Here is a 17,519-nt window from a genome sequence, read left to right as displayed (position 1 = left end):
CTGCATGGATAGCATTGTCATCGAGGCGCTCGTGCGCGCCCTGTCGGTCGGAACGCCGCTGCTGCTGGCGTGCCTGGGCGCGATCCTGAACGAACGCGCCGGGGTCGTGAACCTGGGCGTGGAGGGACTGATGGCCGTCGGGGCGCTCGCCGCGTTCGCCGTGGCGTCGAAGAGTCCGGACGCGAACCTGTGGGTGGCGGTCGGGGCCGCCATGCTGGCGGGCGCGGCCCTGTCTCTGCTGCATGCGTTCGCTACTGTCACGCTGCGCGCCAACCAGTTCGTCAGCGGCCTCGCCCTGGCCCTGATCGGAACGGGCGCCGCAGGCCTGCTGGGCAAGAAGTTCGAGGGACTGCCCCTCTTCAACAAGGTGCCCGACTGGACGCTGGGCAGCTTCACGATCAGTCCGTTCACGGTCGCCGCGCTGATCCTCGCGGGCCTGCTGGCCTTCTGGCTGACCGCCACCCGGGGCGGCCTGACCCTGCGCTCGGTCGGGGAGAACCCGGCGGCGGCGGACGTGCTGGGCGTGAACGTCGGCCTGACCCGCGTGCTGGCCGTGCTGGGCGGCGGCGCGCTGGCCGGGCTGGCGGGCGCGTTCCTGTCCCTGTCCTACCGGTCCTCGTGGGCGGACAACATGACCAACGGCCTGGGCTGGATCGCCGTGGCACTCGTCATCTTCGTCGGCTGGCGGCCCCTGCGCGCCATCGCCGGGGCGCTGTTCTTCGGGTTCCTGTACTACCTGCAGTTCCGCCTGCAGGGCAACAGCAACGTCCCCACCGAGGTGTTCAGCGCCATGCCGTTCATCCTCGTGCTCGTCGTGCTGGCCCTGGCCGGCGTGCGCGGGCAGGCCGGGGACGCCCCCGCCGCGCTGGGCCGCGCGTACGTCCGCGGCGAACGGTGATCGGGGGAGTGGGTTGTAGGCCGTAGGCAGTGGGTTGTGGGAGAGGTCCGGCGCCTGAGCGTGCCGGGCCTCTTTCCTGTGCAGGGCCACGCGGAACGTGCACGGACTGGCGGGGTCGAGCACGCCGGTCAACGGGAACGCCCACCGCTTCTGTCCCGCCTGCACCGTGATCCGCGACTCACCGCGCGCATTGACAGCGGTTTTCAGGGGTGTTGAGGGGCTCCCTCAGCATCCCTGAAACGAGCAGAGCGAGTACCCGCATACAACAGCGGTTGGAAGTGGAATTGAAGGGCGTGCTGTTGGCCCTTCAATGGAACTGGAAACCGCTGTGAGGCCCACGCCGGACGCCAGCGGTGCAAGCATCCGGCCCACCGGATCGTCCCACTCCTGACAGCGGTGTTCAGAGGTGTTGAGGGATTTGCTCAATGCGTCTGTACCGAGCAGAGCGAGAAGCCGTCAACATCAGCGGTTGGAAGTGGAGCCCAGGGGCGTGCCGTTGGCCCTTCAATGGAACTGGAAACCGCTGTGACCGGTGGTCCGTCAGGGCCGCTCATCTCTCGGCCTATAGCGCCCGGATTCTGGCGTCCAGCACGGGAATCGCCTGCGGAAACAGCGAACCGCTCCCCGGTGCGTGACCGGCACGCCGCCCTGCCGGTCGATCAGCAGGAACGTCGGCCACGACCGGATGCCCCAGGCACGCCAGTCCCGCGCCGGGGGTTCAAGGTCCGGCATGAACGAACCCCCGGCCAGGAGGCTGGGGGCGGTGTCGGGACGCTGGTCGGTCTGGGCTGGCGGGTAGCGTCAAACCTTCGCAGCGCGGGTTCCGGGGCGCGTGGGGCGGCGTTTCAGGAAGCGGATCAGGAACAGCGTGGCGATCACGGCGGCGGAGATCAGCGGGGGCGTGTGGTCCTTCTTCACGCCCCAGTAGTAGTGCAGCGCGCCCAGGCTGACGGCCACGTACGCCAGCTGATGCAGGCGCGTCCAGCGCTGGAAGCCGAGGCGTTTCACGGCGTGGGGCGTGCTCGTCAGGGCCAGGGGCACGAGCAGCAGCAGCGCGGTGAATCCGGCGGTGATGAACGGGCGCTTCAGGACGTCCTCGGTCATCAGGGTCAGGTCGAAGGAGTGGTCCAGCAGGTAGATCACGAAGTGCAGTACGCCGTACCCGAAGGCGAGCAGGCCCAGCGCCTTGCGGATGCGGGCGGGCCACGTCCAGCCGGTCAGCAGGCGCAGCGGCGTGCAGGCCAGGGACAGCACCAGCAGGGCCAGCGTGAGCAGGCCGGTCTGCAGGGTGGCGCGCTGGATGGGGTTCGCGCCCAGCTGCCCGCTCAGGGCGTCGGCGATCAGGACGGCGGCCGGGATCAGGCCGCCCACCGTGACTGCCGGGACCAGCCAGCCCAGGGGCGCGCGGCGGGGCGCAATCGGTCGGGGCCGGGCGGGGGTGGTCAGAAGGACCGCCGCAGGTCCATGCCCCTGTACAGGTCCGCGACCTGCTCGGCGTACCCGTTGAACGGCAGAGTCTTGCGGCGGCCCAGTTCACCGATGCGCCGTTCGGTCGCCTGGCTCCAGCGGGGGTGCGGGACGGCCGGGTTCACGTTCGCGTAGAAGCTGTACTCCTGCGGGGCGGCCAGCGCCCAGGTGGTCTGGGGTTGCTTCTCGGTCAGGGTGATGCGCACGACGCTCTTGATGCTCTTGAAGCCGTACTTCCACGGGACGGCCAGTCGCAGCGGCGCGCCGTTCTGACCGGGCAGCACCCGCCCGTCCAGGCCGACCGCCATGAACGCCAGGGGGTGCAGCGCCTCGTCCAGGCGCAGGCCCTCCACGTACGGCCATTTCAGGACCGGTTGGCGCTGCCCGGGGAACTGCTTGGGGTCCAGCAGGGCCGTGAACTGCACGTACTTCGCCTTGCTGGTGGGTTCCATGCGGCGGATCAGCGCGGCCAGCGGGAAGCCCAGCCAGGGCATGACCATGCTCCAGCCCTCCACGCAGCGCATGCGGTACACGCGGTCCTCCAGCGGGAACCAGCCCTGCAGCGTGTCGATGTCCACCGTCATGGGCTTGCGGACCTCGCCGTCGATGCGGACGGTCCAGGGGCGGGTCTTGAGGCTGGCGGCCATGCGGGCAGGGTCGCTCTTGTCCAGTCCGAACTCGTAGAAGTTGTTGTACGAGGTGGCCTGCGCGTAGGGCGTGACCGCCTCGCTGGTGTCGTACGGCCCCAGTGGCCGGGCGGGGCGGGTGAAGGCGGCGCCCTGCGCCTCGGCGCTGCCGGGACCGCCGGGGCGTCGCGTGAGGAGTTCCAGGCCGCCGCCCAGCGCGCCCGCGGTGGCGGTGAACAGGGCGGCGCTGCGCAGGAACTCCCGGCGGGGGTTGGGGGTGCCGGGCGTCAGGATGCGGCGCTCGCCGGAGTCCGGGTCGGCGTGGTCGGGCGGGGTGGGGTGATCGCTCATGGGTGGACCTCCTGTACAGGTGTACGCAGCCTGAGCGGTTTCGGTTCAGGGCACTGTCACGCGGCGCACGGTAGTGTCGGTCAGCGCGACAAAATGCACATCCGGGCCGGTCCTCTCCGGGGCGGGGCGGGCCATCTGGTCATCCTGTCCCTATCCTTCGCGACAGAATGAAGGCACAATGAAGTCAGGCTTCACCCCCCTTCCCTGGAGGTTCACCATGAAGAAAGCACTCCTCGCTGCCCTGCCCCTGTCCCTGGCACTCCTGAGCACCGCCGCCAGCCCCGCCGCGCAGGCCCAGCAGACCGGCAAACTCAAGGCCTGCTTCATCTACGTCGGCCCGGTCGGCGATATCGGCTGGAGCTACGCCCACGACGAGGCCCGCAAGAAGACCGAGAAGGCCCTCCCCTGGCTGGAAACGAAGTACGTGGAGAGCGTGCCCGAGGGCCAGGCGACGCCCGTCATCGACCGGCTGGTCAAGGACAACTGCAAGGTGATCTTCACGACGTCCTTCGGGTTCATGGACCAGACGCTGGACGCCGCCAAGAAGTACCCGAACGTGATCTTCGCGCACGCCAGCGGCTTCAAACGCGCCCCGAACATGGCGACGTACATGGCGGACTTCTACCAGTTGTACTACCTGAACGGCATGATGGCCGCCGCCGTCAGCAAGAGCGACAAGCTCGGGTACGTGGGCGCCTTCCCCGTCCCGGAACTCAAGCGGCACATCAGCGCCTTCGCGATGGGCGCCCGCGCCGTGAACCCCAAGGCGACCGTCAGCGTCAAGTGGATCAACGCGTGGTTCGACCCCAACAAGGCCCGCGAGGCCGCCGAGGCCCTGATCAGCGAGGGCGCGGGCGCCCTGGCCTTCACGGAAGACACCGCGACCGTCGTGCAGACCGCCGCCGCGCGCAAGATCCCGTCCTTCGCGCACTACTCCCCCATGTACAAGTTCGCGCCCGACTACGTCGTCAGCGGCCAGCTGGTCCACTGGGAGCGCATCTACATCGACTTCCTGACCAAGGTCCGCACCGGCACGTACACCACCAAGAACCTCCAGAAGGTCGACTACTGGAACCTGCTGCGCGGCGGCAGCGTCGAACTCGGCGCGCAGGACGGCATGGCCATCAACCCCAAATGGATCCCCGCGCTGAAAGCCAGGACCATCACCGTCGCCGGGAAGAAAACCACCGTGTACGACCGCGTCATGGCCCTCAAGGCCGACATGGAGAAGGGCGGCAAGTTCGACCCCTTCACCGGGCCTCTCAAGGACCGCAACGGCATCCTGCGCGTCCCCGCCGGGAAGGTCGCCAGCATCGCCGACCTGAACAACATGGCCTGGGTCGCCCAGGGCGTCACCGGGCAGGTCGCCGACGAACCCAAGAAGTGACGCTGTAGTCGGTTGACAGTCGATGGTTGATGGAGGGGGCGCAATCCCTTCCATCAATCATCAACTTTCATCCATCAACGCGCTGAGCGCGGGCGCGGATCTGCCCCGGCGTGAGTGGACCGCCGTGGCCCGGCCAGATCTCGCGCAGATCGAGGTCCATCATTCCCTTCAGGGTACTGAGTGCCTGCGCGTGATCGTGGTTGTACGCCGCGCGGGGCAGGTGCGCGCCGCCCGCCCCCCCAACCACGGCGTCCCCAGCAATGAGCACGCCGTCCCTCAGCAGCCCGATCTGACCCGGCGTGTGCCCCGGCAGGTGCACGACCCGCCAGCCCAGCACGTCCTCTCCGGGCCGCGCGGCCTGCACGGACCGCAGTTTCGGGTGCGCGCGGGAGATCACGCGGCCCAGCGCCGGAAATCCCGCCGGGTACGGCAGGTCGTGCGACTGCCCCAGCAGGGCCGCGTGCTCCAGCGGGTGCGCCAGCACCGGAGCGCCCGCCCGCGCGGCCAGGAACGCGTTCCCGGCGTGGTCCACGTGCGCGTGCGTGAGCAGCAGCGCGTCCGGCCGGAACGCCCGCAGCAGCTGAGCGAACCTCGGCGCGTGAGACAGGGCGCCGCTGTCCACCAGCAGGCGCCCGGCCGGGGTGCTCAGCAGGTACACGTTCGCGTACAGGAGACGGACATCCACATTCACGCGCCTGATGATGCCACGCGGCGTACGCTGAAGACCCCATGAACCGAATCTCCTGGCTGGCCGTCCCCGACGACACCACCGCGCCCGAAGGCGTGCAGAAACTCCACGCGAAAGCCAGGGCGAACCTCGGCTTCGTGCCCAACGTGTTCCGCGCGCAGGCCCTGAACCCCGACACGTTCCTGGCCTGGTGGAACGACTTCAACACGCTGGTGAACCGCGAAGGGCACCTGACGAACGCCGACCGCGAACTGCTCGCCGTGGTCGTCAGCGGCCTGAACCGCTGCGTGTACTGCGCCGTCTCCCACGGCGCCGCCCTGCGCGAGTACACCGGCGACGCCACCCTGGCCGACACGGTCGCCGTGAACTGGCGCCACGCCACCCTCAGCGCCCAGCAGGCGGCCTTGTGCGCCTACGCGGAGAAACTCACCCTCACCCCCGCCCACATGACCGAACAGGACCTGCATGACCTCCGCGCGGCGGGCCTGAACGACCACGCCATCCTGGAAGCCACGCAGGTCATCGGGATGTTCAACATGACCAACCGCGTCAGCAGCGCCCTGGGCTTCACCCCCAACGCCGAATACCACCACAGGGGCCGCTGACCGGGATCAGCCGCGCGAGTAGCCGGTCGCGCGCCAGCCGCAGCCCTCACGCACCAGCGTCACCGTTCCAGGATACGTGTCGCTGGTCCGCTCGCCGCTGCCACGACTGACCAGATTGATCGTGATAGATCCCGTAGCCGTGGCACTGTTGCCACTGATGCTGACATTGGTGATGTTGACGCGGTACGAGAAGCTGGAGAATCCCGCCGAGTAGGAACTGGCCGCTGCCGACAGGGCCTGATTGGCAGCGCGCACGGCCGCCGAGCGAGCCGCGGACCGGTCCTCTTCAGGAGACACCGTGCACTGAGCAGGCAGACCCCCACCAGCCGGAGTGCCACTACCGTCTCCAGCAGGTACCGGAGGCGCGACGAGGCTGGCCAGCGGACCGACGAAGGAGCGATACGTCAGACCAATGGTGACGCGCGGTCCTGTCACGGCCAGCAGATCAGTCGACAACCGCTGTACACCGACCTCCGCGAACCCTTCAACGGGAAACAGCTCCAGACCGTAGCGACCACCAACGCCGCCGTACACGACCGGGCTGCCATTCTGCAGGTTTGCACCTGCCAGGGCGTATCCAGTGAATCCGCCCATGCTGATCAGATCGAATGTCGCGCCCAGACCGAAAGCGGCCGAACCCGCCTCGCCGTCAACACCGGAGCGGCAATAGGCGCCTTCGCCAAACACCCCGAATCGACCCTCCTGAAGTCCGATGCTGCGTTCTAACACGAAAGCGGGGTGCCCCTGCACACGCACCCCGCGTCCCTCAAGCTGACTTCTGGGTCAGCAATACAGTTCAGTACGTGTAGAAGCCCTGCCCGCTCTTGCGGCCCAGCAGGCCCGCCTGCACCATCTTGCGCAGCAGCGGGCTGGGGCGGTACTTGTCGTCGCCCAGCCCCCTGTGCAGCACTTCCATGATGGCGAGGCAGGTGTCCAGCCCGATGAAATCCGCCAGCGTCAGGGGGCCCATGGGGTGGTTCATGCCGAGTTTCATGATTCCGTCGATGGCCTCGGGTTCCGCGACGCCTTCCATGACGCACTGGATGGCCTCGTTCAGCATGGGCATCAGGATGCGGTTGCTGACGAACCCTGGGAAGTCGTTGCAGGCCAGGGGGGTCTTCCCCATCCGCTCGGCGGTCTGCGTGACGAACTGCGCGGTCTCGTCGCTGGTGCTGTAGCCCCGGATGACCTCCACGAGCTGCATCAGCGGCACGGGGTTCATGAAGTGCATCCCGATGAACCGCTCCGGGCGGCCCGACGCGCTCGCCAGCGCCGTGATCGGAATGCTGCTCGTGTTGCTCGCCAGCACCCCTTCGGGCTTCACGATCTGCCCCAGCTGCCGGAACAGGTCCGCCTTCACCCCCTCGTTCTCCACGATGGCCTCCACGACCAGATCGCAGTCCGCGAACGCGTTCAGGTCCGTCTTGAACTCCATGCGGCCCAGGATCACGTCCGGCGTGTCCGTCAGGCGGCCCTTCTCGTGCAGTTTCGCCAGTGATTTCTCGATCACGGCGCGTCCCCGGTCCAGGAACTCCTGCTTCACGTCCTGCACGACCACATCGAATCCACTCTGCGCGGCGACCTGCGCGATCCCGCCGCCCATCTGTCCAGCTCCGATCACTCCGAATTTCATGGGAACTCCTGTGTGTGAATGTGTTGAATAGCCCGGCTCAACGGTGCAGGGCGCGCCGGAGGGCGTCCGGCAGACCGGATACCTCGTCCAGACCGATCAGGAGGCGGCGGCCGTCCCGCAGGTGGACTTCCGTGAAGTCTGTGCCGCCCAGCGAGTACAGCCACCCGTCCGGCAGAAAGCGCAGTCCCACGGCGAATGGCGAGCCGATCTGCGTGATGTTCACGCCCGCCATGTCCGTCAGGGGGTAGAACTGACGGAACAGACCGGGGCCCAGCCAGACGCTCAGGGTCCCTTCCTGCACACGTGCGCTGAGGCGGCTCAGGGTGGCGGTCAGTCCTCCCATGACACCCAGGATGCCGTACACCGGCAGGGCCTGCGGACTGCCAGCCTCGCCCGTCAGGATCAGCCCCAGCAGCGCGGCACTCAGGATGGCCGCGAACGCCCAGACCAGGGCAGAAAGGGTACGGGTGAACGTCATACCTCTACCTCACTCCACGAGAGGAACGCCCTCGATCTGCACGGCCCGGCCGCGTTTGACGGGGTTGAAGGCGGTGTATTTGTAGCGGGAGCAGCCGCTGGTGACGAAGGGGTCGTGGTCGAACAGGTCCACGAGTTCCTGCAGGGTGTCGGCCTGCGCGACGATCACGCCGCCGGTGTTGTCGACCTTGCGGCCGCTGGTGAGAAACACGCCGCTGCGGTAGTGCTGGTCGAGCCATTCGCGGTGGGCGGGCGTGACCTGGGCGATCTCGTCGGTGGGCTTGAGGTAGGTGCTCTCGATGATCCACAGGGTCGTCATGGTGCTCAGCCTACCCTCCGGACGGCCAGGGCGAGGCCGTTGCCGCCGCCCATGCACAGGGTGGCGATGCCGGTTTCCCTGTCCTGCTGCTTCAGGGCGTGCAGGAGGGTCACGAGGATGCGCGCGCCGCTGGCGCCGATGGGGTGGCCGAGGGCGACCGCGCCGCCATTCACGTTGACGCGCTCGGGGTCCAGGCCGAGTTCGCGGGCGACGGCGAGGCTCTGGACGCTGAACGCCTCGTTGAGTTCCCACAGGTCCACGTCGCCCGCCTGCCAGCCTAGCTTGGTCAGGAGTTTCTGCGTGGCGGGGACGGGCGTCATCATGACCCACTCGGGGGCGAGGCCACCGGTGGCGTAGTCGATGATCTCCGCGAGGGGGGTCAGGCCGTGTGCCTGGGCGAAGTCGGCGCTGACGACCATGAGGCTGGCGGCGCCGTCGTTCAGGCCGGGGGCGTTCCCGGCGGTGACGCTGCCGTCTTTCTTGAAGGCGGGTTTCAGGCGGCCCAGGGTTTCCTCGCTGGTATCGGCGCGGGGGCCTTCGTCGGTGTCCACGACGGTGTCGCCCTTGCGGCCCTTGACAGTCATGGGGACGATCTCGTCATTGAAGCGGCCCTCCTGCTGCGCGGCGATGGCGCGGCGGTGGCTCTGCGTGGCGTAGGCGTCCTGTTCCTCGCGCGTGATCGCGTACTTTTCGGCGACGCGTTCGCCAGTCAGGCCCATGCCCTCGTCGTTGATGGAGCACCACAGGCCGTCGTGAGTGTTCGCATCGAGGACCTGCGCGTGGCCCAGGCGGTAGCCCTTGCGCGCGCCGGGCAGCAGGTGCGGGGCGTTGCTCATGCTTTCCATGCCCCCGGCGAGGACGGCGTGCTGGTCCCCGGCGCGGATGCTCTGCGCGGCGAGGATCACGGCTTTCAGGCCGCTGCCACACACCTTGTTGATGGTCAGGGCGCCGACCTCGTGGGTCAGTCCGGCTTTCAGCGCGGCCTGCCGGGCGGGGTTCTGTCCGCTGCCCGCCTGCACGACCTGCCCCATGACGACTTCCTCGATCAGGGCGGCGTCGAGGCCGCTGCGGCGCAGGGTCTCACGCAGGGTGGTGGCGCCCAGGTCGACGGCGCTGACACTCTCGAGGCTGCCGAGGAATTTCCCGGTGGGCGTGCGGCTGGCCGCGACGATCACTGCTCTTTGCATGCGCGCAGCATAGCGCGCCCTGCCTAACGGGCGTTAGGTTGACGTCCACCACACCCGGCCCGCGAAGCCACCGCGCACGTCCGCCTTCGCGCGGCGCAGCGCCTCCAGGTCCTCGGGGCTCAGGCTGTGCAGGGCCGCCAGGGCGCGCAGGACCTCCAGCACGTCCGCCAGTTCCTCGGGCTCGCCGGAGTCGAGGTACTCCGCGACCTCCTCCTGCAGCTTGGCGCGCAGCGCGGCGCGGTACTCCTCCCCGTTCAGCAGGCGGGTCTGCCCACCGAAGAGGTCCGGGATGCGGTCGCGGACGAGTTTGCCCATGCCGGGCAGCGTAACAGGGCGGGATGCACGGCACAGACGCGGATGGGGCTGCGTGGTAGCGTGACAGCATGTTTGAGTCCCTGGGCAACAAGTTGCAGGACATCCTGGACCGGGTGGGTAAGGAACGCCAGCTGACCGAGGCGCAGGTCAAGGCCGCTATGCGCGAGATCCGCATGGCGCTGCTGGAAGCCGACGTGAACTTCGGCGTCGCGAAGGACTTCGTGGCGCGGGTCAGCGAGAAGGCCGTCGGGCAGTCCGTGGAGGGCAGCCTGACCGCCGGGCAGACCGTCGTGAAGCTCGTGCACGACGAACTGATCGAGACCCTGGGTGGCAAGACCATCCAGCCGGAACTGAAAACCGAGGGCAACGTCTGGTTCATGGTGGGCCTCCAGGGGGCCGGGAAGACGACCAGCACCGGCAAGCTCGCCGCGCACTACAAGAGCAAGGGCCGCCGCGTGCTGCTCGTCGCGGCCGACACGCAGCGTCCCGCCGCGCGCGACCAGCTCGAAGTCCTCGCCAAGCAGGTGGGCGTGCCGGTCCTGAAGGTCGCGGACGGCGAGAGCCCCGCCGAGACGAAACGTCGCGTGGACGAGCACCTGAAGACCGACTTCCGCGACCTCGTCATCGTGGACACCGCCGGGCGCCTCCAGATCGACGAGGCACTGATGGACCAGCTGGCCGACCTCCAGGCCACCATGCAGCCCACCGAGAGCCTGCTCGTCGTGGACGCCATGACCGGCCAGGAGGCGCTGAACGTCGCGCAGACCTTCGACCAGCGCGTGAACGTCACGGGCCTGATCATCACGAAGATGGACGGCGACGCGCGCGGCGGCGCGGCACTCAGCGCGCGCAGCGTGACCGGCAAACCCATCTACTTCGCGGGCACCAGCGAGAAGATCGCCGGACTGGACGCCTTCCACCCCGACCGGGTCGCGGGACGCATCCTCGGCATGGGCGACGTGCTCGGCCTGATCGAACGCGCCCAGCAGGCCGACCTGAAAGCCATGGAAGTCAAGAAACCCGGCGACTTCGACCTGGAGGACCTGCTGCTGCAACTGCGGCAGATCCGCAAGATGGGCCCCCTGGGCGACCTGCTCAAGCTCATCCCCGGCATGAGCCGCGCGCTGCCCGAAGGCTTCAACATCGACGAGAAGCAGCTGCAGCGCATCGACGCCATGATCAGCTCCATGACCGTCAAGGAACGCCGCAACCCCAAGATCATCGACGGGCGCCGCCGCAAACGCATCGCGGCAGGCAGCGGGCACAGCGTGCAGGACATCAACAAACTCCTGAAGATGCACGAGCAGATGAAGGACATGATGAAGATGCTCCAGCGCATGAGCGGCCCCGGCGGCAAGGGCATGAAACCACCCCGCATGCCGAACGTCCCCCCCAGCCTCAAACGCTGAAGCCCCACCCGCCATCACCCGCTTCTGCGCAACCGCCGGGGCGGGTGTTGACACATCAGCCCCGCCCCCATATACTCACTCCCGCTGAGAACGCGCCCACACGGCACGCAGCGAGACAAGACCACCTGGGTCGTTAGCTCAATCGGTAGAGCAGCTGACTTTTAATCAGCGGGTTGTAGGTTCAAGTCCTACACGACCCACCAGAAAACCCCGTCCTAGACGGGGATTCTTGCTTTCAGCGACTTCCCCGTTATGGCCCATAGGGTAAGCCCGGACACCCCCGCACATTGTGGGCCTATTCATGCGAAGATCAGGGCCACTCTGTAACGTAGTGTGAGCGTCTCTGTCACCGGGCGTTACAGTCCGGGACTTCGAGAAAGGGGGGAAACAGTGACCGCAACGCCAACGCTCAGACACTCAAGCCGCGTCCAGATGGGCCACTTGAAAGTCAAACCGTCCCCCGTTGAACGCGCCCTGACCGAACTGGGGAACGCCGTCCCCGCCCTGGAAGCCGCCCTGGCCTTCCCCCTGAGCGTGACGGCGCAGCCCATGCCAGACGGCACCATCACGGCAGAGGTCATCATGCCGGACGCTCACTACGGCTTCGACCGGGCTATGGAGATAAGCGCCACCCTGCAGGACGCCGTGCGGCCCTTCGGTGTTGACCTGAATGTAGAAGTGGACTCCGACTTTCAGCATGGGGAATAAACACGCCCACGTTGAGAAAGCACAGCGGAACGAAGCGGCCCTGAGCCGCTTCAACTTTGAACCGGACCTGTACGAGTGGTACATCACCGTCAGCTTTTACGCTTCCGTCCACTGGCTGCGCGCCTTCCTGGCCGTGGGGGGCCGGGGACTGAGGGAAGAGGTTCATTACGATCAGTTCCCGCATCAGGTGAGAGAGGTCTACCGCGCGCACTTCGGGCAGAATGCCCAGGCCGCAGAAACGGCCCTCAACGCCTTCCAGATCATCAAAAAACTGTCACAGCGGGCGCGGTACGGCTGCGAATCTCCCGCGTGGTACGCCCGCGAAACAGGCACGGCAGACGCCGCCCTGAAAACGGTGCGTGACTTCGTGACCGGGCATGGAGTCGAACCCTAAGCCCAGCTTTCGAGCGGCCCGCCCCCCTTTTACTCAGGTCTGAGTAAAACCCCCTGACGCCCTAAGCCCGGCTTAGACCGTGGGGGCCGGATCATGTGCCCGGCGTCAGGAAGATGTTCCGGGAGCCGCTCGAGCGGGCCAGGGGCACGGCGAAGGGGAAGCCCAGGCACGCGCCCACGCATCCCCTTCGCCGGTCTTCCAGCTGCTACGCCAGCGCCGCCCACAGGACGCCCGCCACGATCAGGGCCAGCACGCCCGCGCCGGTCAGCGCCCAGCGCGCCCAGGCTACCCGGCGAAAGCGGAACGCTAGGAATAGCAGCGCGCACGCCAGGGCGAAGACCTCCCACGGTGCGCCCCGGTCAGCGTTCACGATCACCACCGGCACCGTCCGGCTTCCGGGCGCGCCGCTCACGGCTTCCCTTTTGGCACCCATCTAACCGCCGTACCCCCTGTCAGGATGCCGCCCAGGACACACGGAGCAGCGCCTTGTAAGGCCTGACTGAATTCCCGTTCACTGTTGCTGTAGTGCGCCATCGTCATCGCCGCATCTAACCCGAAGTGGACCGCACCCAGGAAGCAGCCAACACCGCCGATCAGCAGCAGGATGACGGGCAGGCGTGGGCCCCAAGGTCGCGTGGGCCTCGGTGCCCTGGAGTCTGCCAGGCCGCATGGTCATCCTCACATCCCGCAGGGCCCAGGGGAGGCGGCGCAGGTGAGAATGGCGACGCCGTCGGGTGAGACGAGCGCGGCGGGCGGGGCTCAGGGGAGCCCCCTCGCCAGCAGCAGGGCGACGAGCAGCGTCACCGTTCCGGTGAGCAGCAGGACGCGGCGCAGGAGGGGCCAGCGCAGCGCTCCCAGTGCCACCAGCAGGAGCAGGAGCCCACCCACTACAAGCTGTGCAGGCAAGGCAGAGCTGTACGAGATGATCACGTCTGTACTCGTCGCGGTGCCGGGTAGTGTGGTCATGGCGTCTCCCTTACAGCGTGGCGTCGGTGCCCAGGGCGTCCTGGAGGCGGTGGGCGTAGTCGTCGGCGCTGATCTCGTACACGCCGAGGGTCTGGAGGTGCGGGTTCTGGATCTGCGCGTCGAGGAGGGTGAAGCCCCGCGCGTGCAGGTGCCCGGCGAGGCCGATGAGGGCGGCCTTGCTGCCATTGGTGACGCGGTGGAATTTGCTCTCGGCGATGAACGCGCTGCCCAGGGCGAGGCCGAGGACGCCGCCCGCGAGTTCCCCGCCTCTGTACGCCTCGAAGGAGTGCGCGAGGCCGGTGTCGTGCAGGTGGCCGTAGATGGCGGTGAGGTCGTCGCTGATCCACTCGCCGTCGCGGGGGGGGCTGCCGGGGAGCAGGCCGCGGCACCCGGCGAGAACGGCGTCGAAGTTGGTATCCACGCGGTACGTGAAGTGCCGCAGGTCGCGGCGGAGGCGGCGGGCGACGTGCAGGCCGTCAGCCTCGGTCATGGGCACGATGGCGCGGTCGTCGACGCTGTAGAACTGCACGCCGTCGCCGTTGTCCATCAGGAAGGCACCCTGCGCGTAGGCGCGGGCGACCTGCCGGGTCAGGGGGTCGGGGTGGGTCAGCCAGGGCTGCGCGGCGGGCACCTCAGCGGGGGTACAGCACGGCCTGCGTGCAGCGGAACAGGGCCATGAGTTTGCCGTCCGGCGCGCGGACCTCGGCGTCCCAGACCTGGGTGGTGCGCCCGGCGTGGACGCTCCGGGCCTCGCAGGTGACGGTGCCGTCGCGGGCGGTGCCGAGGTGGTTGCTCTTGAGTTCGATGGTCGTGAACGACTGCGCGCCCTCGGGCAGGAGGATGCGGGTGCCGTACCCGCAGGTGGTGTCGGCCAGCGCGACAACGCTCGCGGCGTGCAGGAAGCCGTTCGGGGCGAGCAGTTCGGGCCGAACGGTCAACTCGCTGCGCAGCAGCCCCCGCTCGGCGTGCGTGAAGCGGATGCCGATCAGGCCGGGCAGGTGCCCCGCGCCGAACGCGGTCAGGTCGTCCGGGCTGGGGACGGGACGGGGGGTGGTGGTCATGCGGCCCAGCGTACCCTGGCCGCCCGCGCGAATTGGGGGGAGGCTCCCGCGCGGTTTAGAGCAGTTCTGCGAATTACGGCGTCAGGGCAAAGGACGCCTGACGCCTCCATTCTTCGTCCTGCTCCGCCACATTCACTCGCTTCGCTCGGTCATGAAGACCTTATCTTCATGACAAATGCTTTAGTCCGCGTCGCCTAGAATGGGAGGGTGCGTCTGGATTCGCTGTCCACCCTGAATTACCGGAATCTCGCCCCGTGTACCTTGCTGTTCCCGGCGGGCGTGACCGGGGTCTTCGGGGAGAACGGCGCGGGCAAGACGAACCTGCTGGAGGCGGCGTTCCTGGCGCTGACCGGCCTGACGGACGTGACGCGCCTGGAGCAGCTGGTGCAGCAGGGCGAGACCGAGGCGTACGTGCGGGCCGACCTGGAGAGCAGCGGCAGCCTGAGCGTGCAGGAGGTCGGGCTGGGGCGCGGGCGGCGGCAGCTGAAGGTGGACGGCGTGCGCGTGCGCACCGGGGACCTGCCGCGTGGGAGCGCCGTGTGGATCCGTCCGGAGGACAGCGAACTGGTGTTCGGGTCGCCGTCGGGGCGGCGGGCGTTCCTGGATTCGCTGCTGTCGCGCCTGAGCGCCCGCTACGCGGAGGTGCTGTCGCGGTACGAGCGGACGGTGTCGCAGCGCAACGCGGCCCTGCGCGGCGGTGAGAAATGGGCGATGCACGTCTGGGACGAGTCCCTGGTGCGCCTCGGGACCGAGATCATGACGGTGCGCCGCCGCGCCCTGGTGCGCCTGAACGAACTGGCGGCCGAAGCGAACGCGGCGCTGGGCAGCCGCAAGAGCCTGACGCTGAGCCTCGCGGAGTCCACCACGCCCGAGGCGTACGCGCAGGATCTGGCGTCGCGCCGCGCGGAGGAACTCGCGCGGGGCAGCACCGCGACCGGCCCGCACCGGGACGATCTGGTGCTGACGCTGGGGGACTTCCCGGCCAGCGAGTACGCCAGCCGTGGCGAGGGCCGCACGGTGGCGCTGGCGCTGCGCCGCGCGGAACTGGAGCTGCTGGCGGAACGCTTTGGCGAGCGGCCGGTGCTGCTGATCGACGATTTCTCGGCGGAACTCGATCCGGGGCGGCGGGCGTTCCTGCTGGACCTGGCGGCCAGCGTGCCGCAGGCGATCGTGACCGGGACCGAGCGCGCGCCCGGCGCGGCGCTGACCCTGCGGGCGCATGGAGGCCGCTTCACGCCAGAGGTCACCACTGAACCCCTGCCCGAGGAGGTGAGCGCGTGACACGGCGGGGGCGGCGCATGAGCGGCCCGCTGCGGCTGGGTGACCTGATGGGCGCCACGCTGGGCAGCGCGAAACTCACCGGGGGCATCCAGCGGGCGCGGGCGATCCTGCTGTGGCCGCAGGCGGTCGGGCCGGAGATCGCGCGGATCACGCGGCCTCGCACGCAGCAGGGCGGCACGCTGTTCGTGGAGGTCCGCGACAGCGCCACCGCGCACCACCTCAGCATGCAGCGGCACCACTTCCTGAAGGCCCTGAACGCCCTGCTGCCCGACGCGCCCCTGACCGAGCTGCGTTTCGGGGTGGGCACCGTGCGCGAACCGACCGCGCCGGTGGCGGTGGCGCCGCTGCCCGCTCCGGACCGCGCCCGCGCACGGGAACTCGTGCAGGACGTTCCGGACGACCTGAAGAGTGCCGCGCTGCGCGCCGCCGAGGCGATCACCCGCGCGCGCAAGTGGCGTGAGGAACAGGGCTTCCGGCCCTGCCCGGTGTGCGGCGAGGCCAGCCGCGAGCAGCCCTGCCGCGCCTGCACGCTGACGCTGGAGGATCCGAACGTGCGCCGCGCCGCCAGGGCGCTGATGCGCCACCCCGAGCGGCTGGAGGGCCTGCGCGACACGCTGGGGAACAGTGGCGTGCAGGCCGCGCGGTTCCTGGCGCTGCGGCAGCTGGAGGAACAACTGGAGCTGCTGGCGCTGGAATGCGTCCGCAGCGGCGAGGGCGGCGGGTACCAGGGGTTCCTGGCCGAGCAGGCGGCGCTGTACCTGACGCTGTTCCTCAGCCGGCCCCGCGCCGCCCTGAAACGCAGTGACCGCGCGTACCTGCCCGAGCGGGTGCGGCACGTCCTGAACGCCAGCGACTGATACGAACTCCGGTTGAAAGGTTTGCAGAAACTTTCAACCCGAGCGGAGCGAGCAGGAGCGAAACGGGTTCCGGTCGTGGAGTTGGCAACCCGGTGCCTTTCCGGGTTGTCAACGAAACAAACGGAATCCGTATGACCCGTCCCGCCCGGCGGAATGCTGGCGCAGGTGCCTGTGCATCGCGCGCGCCGCCCACTATCCTGAAGGGCATGACCGACGCCCCGGACGGCACGCCCACCCCCTCCCCCGTTCAGCCCGGCGGTTCGGCCGGTTCGCACCGCGAGGCCTCGCCCCGGCGGGTGCGGGTGGCGATCCTGACGGTCAGTGACACCCGCACGCCCGAGACGGACACCAGCGGGCAGTTCCTGCGCGCCGAGATCGAGGCGCAGGGGCACGAGGTCGTGGCGTACCGCGTCGTGAAGGACGACGCCGTGCAGATCCGCTCGGCCCTCGTGGCGTTCACGCGCGAGGCGACCGTCGTGATCTCCAGCGGCGGCACCGGCATCACGGGCCGCGACGTGACCGTGCCGGTCGTGGAGAGCCTGATCACCAAACCCATCCCCGGCTTCGGCGAGCTGTTCCGGATGCTCAGCTACCAGCAGGTGGGCGGCGCGGCCATGCTGTCACGCGCCGTGGCCGGACTGGTGCGCGGCGCGGTGGTGTTCGCCATGCCGGGCAGCCTGAACGCCGTGCAGACCGCCTGGAACGGCATCCTGAAGGACGAGCTGGGTCACCTCGCGTTCGAGGTGGAACGCCACGGGCAGCCGGGCGTCCTGACCCCGCCCCCCCTCCCCGGGCCGGACGCCCCGGCGCCACCCCCGATGCCCGGCGCGGGGGGTGGCGTGGCCGCCGGCCTGGGCCGCCACAAGAAGGGCGGGGGCCTGTGACCCCGG

22 protein-coding genes and 1 tRNA gene are annotated in these 17,519 nt (G+C 68.8%); 10 read left to right on the top strand and 13 right to left on the bottom strand.

What is annotated here, in order from left to right; all coding sequences use genetic code 11:
* Positions 1-4: 4 nt before the first annotated feature.
* Positions 5-898, top strand: coding sequence for an ABC transporter permease (locus DEIGR_RS07295; protein ID WP_058976369.1), 894 nt, complete (start codon positions 5-7; stop codon positions 896-898).
* 801 nt (positions 899-1,699) lie between these two features.
* Here the strand turns inward: DEIGR_RS07295 and DEIGR_RS07290 are convergent.
* The gene (locus DEIGR_RS07290; RefSeq protein WP_083523961.1) at positions 1,700-2,269 is read right to left on the bottom strand and encodes a protein-methionine-sulfoxide reductase heme-binding subunit MsrQ; all 570 of its coding nucleotides are present in this window, start codon (positions 2,267-2,269) and stop codon (positions 1,700-1,702) included.
* Positions 2,270-2,340: 71 nt separating this feature from the next.
* The gene (msrP, locus tag DEIGR_RS07285; RefSeq protein WP_058976367.1) at positions 2,341-3,342 is read right to left on the bottom strand and encodes a protein-methionine-sulfoxide reductase catalytic subunit MsrP; all 1,002 of its coding nucleotides are present in this window, start codon (positions 3,340-3,342) and stop codon (positions 2,341-2,343) included.
* A gap of 217 nt (positions 3,343-3,559) precedes the next feature.
* Here msrP and DEIGR_RS07280 point away from each other — a divergent pair, with 217 nt between their 5' ends.
* The gene (locus DEIGR_RS07280; RefSeq protein WP_083524138.1) at positions 3,560-4,729 is read left to right on the top strand and encodes a BMP family ABC transporter substrate-binding protein; all 1,170 of its coding nucleotides are present in this window, start codon (positions 3,560-3,562) and stop codon (positions 4,727-4,729) included.
* 67 nt (positions 4,730-4,796) lie between these two features.
* On the opposite strand, the gene DEIGR_RS07275 is transcribed toward DEIGR_RS07280, so the two are convergent.
* Positions 4,797-5,420 carry an MBL fold metallo-hydrolase gene (locus DEIGR_RS07275; RefSeq protein WP_058976366.1) on the bottom strand — a complete coding sequence of 208 codons (624 nt, stop codon included), beginning with the start codon at positions 5,418-5,420 and terminating at the stop codon, positions 4,797-4,799.
* A gap of 38 nt (positions 5,421-5,458) precedes the next feature.
* On the opposite strand from DEIGR_RS07275, the gene DEIGR_RS07270 reads away from it, so the two are divergent.
* Positions 5,459-6,022, top strand: coding sequence for a peroxidase-related enzyme (locus DEIGR_RS07270; RefSeq protein ID WP_058976365.1), 564 nt, complete (start codon positions 5,459-5,461; stop codon positions 6,020-6,022).
* A 6-nt stretch (positions 6,023-6,028) separates the two neighbouring features.
* Here the strand turns inward: DEIGR_RS07270 and DEIGR_RS20345 are convergent, their stop codons facing one another.
* From DEIGR_RS20345 to DEIGR_RS07245, 6 genes are all read right to left on the bottom strand, one after another.
* Positions 6,029-6,751: a hypothetical protein gene (locus DEIGR_RS20345; RefSeq protein ID WP_160329917.1), complete on the bottom strand. Its 723-nt coding sequence runs from the start codon at positions 6,749-6,751 to the stop codon at positions 6,029-6,031.
* 67 nt (positions 6,752-6,818) lie between these two features.
* A complete protein-coding gene (locus DEIGR_RS07265) occupies positions 6,819-7,655 on the bottom strand; it encodes a 3-hydroxyacyl-CoA dehydrogenase family protein (RefSeq protein ID WP_058976364.1) in 837 nt (278 codons plus the stop codon).
* A gap of 37 nt (positions 7,656-7,692) precedes the next feature.
* Entirely contained in the window at positions 7,693-8,133 is a 441-nt protein-coding gene (locus tag DEIGR_RS07260) for a hypothetical protein (protein WP_058976363.1), read from the bottom strand.
* A gap of 9 nt (positions 8,134-8,142) precedes the next feature.
* Positions 8,143-8,451: a YciI family protein gene (locus DEIGR_RS07255; protein WP_153013666.1), complete on the bottom strand. Its 309-nt coding sequence runs from the start codon at positions 8,449-8,451 to the stop codon at positions 8,143-8,145.
* Between the two features lie 5 nt (positions 8,452-8,456).
* Positions 8,457-9,638 (bottom strand): thiolase family protein, encoded by a 1,182-nt coding sequence (locus DEIGR_RS07250; RefSeq protein ID WP_058976362.1) that lies wholly within the window; start codon positions 9,636-9,638, stop codon positions 8,457-8,459.
* Positions 9,639-9,671: 33 nt separating this feature from the next.
* Positions 9,672-9,953, bottom strand: a complete 282-nt coding sequence (locus tag DEIGR_RS07245) for a nucleoside triphosphate pyrophosphohydrolase (protein WP_058976361.1) — start codon at positions 9,951-9,953, stop codon at positions 9,672-9,674.
* Between the two features lie 68 nt (positions 9,954-10,021).
* Here DEIGR_RS07245 and ffh point away from each other — a divergent pair, with 68 nt between their 5' ends.
* The 4 genes from ffh (at position 10,022) to DEIGR_RS07225 (ending at position 12,464) form a co-directional block, all read left to right on the top strand.
* Positions 10,022-11,362 carry a signal recognition particle protein gene (ffh, locus tag DEIGR_RS07240; RefSeq protein WP_058976360.1) on the top strand — a complete coding sequence of 447 codons (1,341 nt, stop codon included), beginning with the start codon at positions 10,022-10,024 and terminating at the stop codon, positions 11,360-11,362.
* Positions 11,363-11,489: 127 nt separating this feature from the next.
* Positions 11,490-11,565: transfer RNA gene (locus DEIGR_RS07235), tRNA-Lys, on the top strand.
* A 238-nt stretch (positions 11,566-11,803) separates the two neighbouring features.
* Positions 11,804-12,070 (top strand): hypothetical protein, encoded by a 267-nt coding sequence (locus DEIGR_RS07230; protein WP_153013665.1) that lies wholly within the window; start codon positions 11,804-11,806, stop codon positions 12,068-12,070.
* A complete protein-coding gene (locus DEIGR_RS07225; protein WP_058976358.1) occupies positions 12,060-12,464 on the top strand; it encodes a hypothetical protein in 405 nt (134 codons plus the stop codon). The genes DEIGR_RS07230 and DEIGR_RS07225 overlap by 11 nt, the downstream gene beginning before the upstream one ends.
* 205 nt (positions 12,465-12,669) lie before the next feature.
* On the opposite strand, the gene DEIGR_RS07220 is transcribed toward DEIGR_RS07225, so the two are convergent.
* The 4 genes from DEIGR_RS07220 to DEIGR_RS07210 form a co-directional block, all read right to left on the bottom strand.
* A complete protein-coding gene (locus DEIGR_RS07220; RefSeq protein WP_058976357.1) occupies positions 12,670-12,897 on the bottom strand; it encodes a hypothetical protein in 228 nt (75 codons plus the stop codon).
* A gap of 326 nt (positions 12,898-13,223) precedes the next feature.
* Entirely contained in the window at positions 13,224-13,430 is a 207-nt protein-coding gene (locus tag DEIGR_RS20340) for a hypothetical protein (protein ID WP_153013664.1), read from the bottom strand.
* 10 nt (positions 13,431-13,440) lie between these two features.
* A complete protein-coding gene (gene aat / locus DEIGR_RS07215) occupies positions 13,441-14,061 on the bottom strand; it encodes a leucyl/phenylalanyl-tRNA--protein transferase (RefSeq protein WP_058976356.1) in 621 nt (206 codons plus the stop codon).
* Between the two features lies 1 nt (position 14,062).
* Positions 14,063-14,491 (bottom strand): PaaI family thioesterase, encoded by a 429-nt coding sequence (locus DEIGR_RS07210; protein WP_058976355.1) that lies wholly within the window; start codon positions 14,489-14,491, stop codon positions 14,063-14,065.
* Positions 14,492-14,698: 207 nt separating this feature from the next.
* Between DEIGR_RS07210 and recF the strand changes: the two genes are divergently transcribed.
* The 3 genes from recF to DEIGR_RS07195 all read left to right on the top strand — a co-directional run bounded on the left by recF (position 14,699) and on the right by DEIGR_RS07195 (position 17,513).
* Positions 14,699-15,772, top strand: a complete 1,074-nt coding sequence (gene recF / locus DEIGR_RS07205; RefSeq protein WP_058976354.1) for a DNA replication/repair protein RecF — start codon at positions 14,699-14,701, stop codon at positions 15,770-15,772.
* A 17-nt stretch (positions 15,773-15,789) separates the two neighbouring features.
* Complete coding sequence (locus DEIGR_RS07200) at positions 15,790-16,629, top strand: DUF721 domain-containing protein (RefSeq protein WP_229781862.1); 840 nt, start codon at positions 15,790-15,792, stop codon at positions 16,627-16,629.
* A gap of 206 nt (positions 16,630-16,835) precedes the next feature.
* On the top strand, positions 16,836-17,513 hold the full coding sequence (locus DEIGR_RS07195; RefSeq protein WP_058976353.1) for a MogA/MoaB family molybdenum cofactor biosynthesis protein: 678 nt from the start codon (positions 16,836-16,838) through the stop codon (positions 17,511-17,513).
* The last annotated feature ends 6 nt before the right edge of the window (positions 17,514-17,519 follow it).

Origin of the sequence: Deinococcus grandis (assembly GCF_001485435.1) — a bacterium.
In the GTDB taxonomy this organism is placed as follows: Bacteria; Deinococcota; Deinococci; order Deinococcales; family Deinococcaceae; genus Deinococcus; species Deinococcus grandis.
Note: the sequence above shows the minus strand (reverse complement) of the source record. Positions and strands in the feature narration are given on the sequence as shown.

Coding starts and splice junctions, on each gene's coding strand:
- DEIGR_RS07295 (WP_058976369.1), top strand. CDS start 5: ATGGATAGCATTGTCATCGAGGCGCTCGTGCGCGCCCTGTCGGTCGGA.
- msrP (WP_058976367.1), bottom strand. CDS start 3,342: ATGAGCGATCACCCCACCCCGCCCGACCACGCCGACCCGGACTCCGGC.
- DEIGR_RS07280 (WP_083524138.1), top strand. CDS start 3,560: ATGAAGAAAGCACTCCTCGCTGCCCTGCCCCTGTCCCTGGCACTCCTG.
- DEIGR_RS07270 (WP_058976365.1), top strand. CDS start 5,459: ATGAACCGAATCTCCTGGCTGGCCGTCCCCGACGACACCACCGCGCCC.
- DEIGR_RS07265 (WP_058976364.1), bottom strand. CDS start 7,655: ATGAAATTCGGAGTGATCGGAGCTGGACAGATGGGCGGCGGGATCGCG.
- DEIGR_RS07260 (WP_058976363.1), bottom strand. CDS start 8,133: ATGACGTTCACCCGTACCCTTTCTGCCCTGGTCTGGGCGTTCGCGGCC.
- DEIGR_RS07255 (WP_153013666.1), bottom strand. CDS start 8,451: ATGACGACCCTGTGGATCATCGAGAGCACCTACCTCAAGCCCACCGAC.
- DEIGR_RS07250 (WP_058976362.1), bottom strand. CDS start 9,638: ATGCAAAGAGCAGTGATCGTCGCGGCCAGCCGCACGCCCACCGGGAAA.
- DEIGR_RS07245 (WP_058976361.1), bottom strand. CDS start 9,953: ATGGGCAAACTCGTCCGCGACCGCATCCCGGACCTCTTCGGTGGGCAG.
- ffh (WP_058976360.1), top strand. CDS start 10,022: ATGTTTGAGTCCCTGGGCAACAAGTTGCAGGACATCCTGGACCGGGTG.
- DEIGR_RS07225 (WP_058976358.1), top strand. CDS start 12,060: ATGGGGAATAAACACGCCCACGTTGAGAAAGCACAGCGGAACGAAGCG.
- DEIGR_RS07220 (WP_058976357.1), bottom strand. CDS start 12,897: ATGGGTGCCAAAAGGGAAGCCGTGAGCGGCGCGCCCGGAAGCCGGACG.
- DEIGR_RS20340 (WP_153013664.1), bottom strand. CDS start 13,430: ATGACCACACTACCCGGCACCGCGACGAGTACAGACGTGATCATCTCG.
- DEIGR_RS07210 (WP_058976355.1), bottom strand. CDS start 14,491: ATGACCACCACCCCCCGTCCCGTCCCCAGCCCGGACGACCTGACCGCG.
- DEIGR_RS07200 (WP_229781862.1), top strand. CDS start 15,790: ATGAGCGGCCCGCTGCGGCTGGGTGACCTGATGGGCGCCACGCTGGGC.
- DEIGR_RS07195 (WP_058976353.1), top strand. CDS start 16,836: ATGACCGACGCCCCGGACGGCACGCCCACCCCCTCCCCCGTTCAGCCC.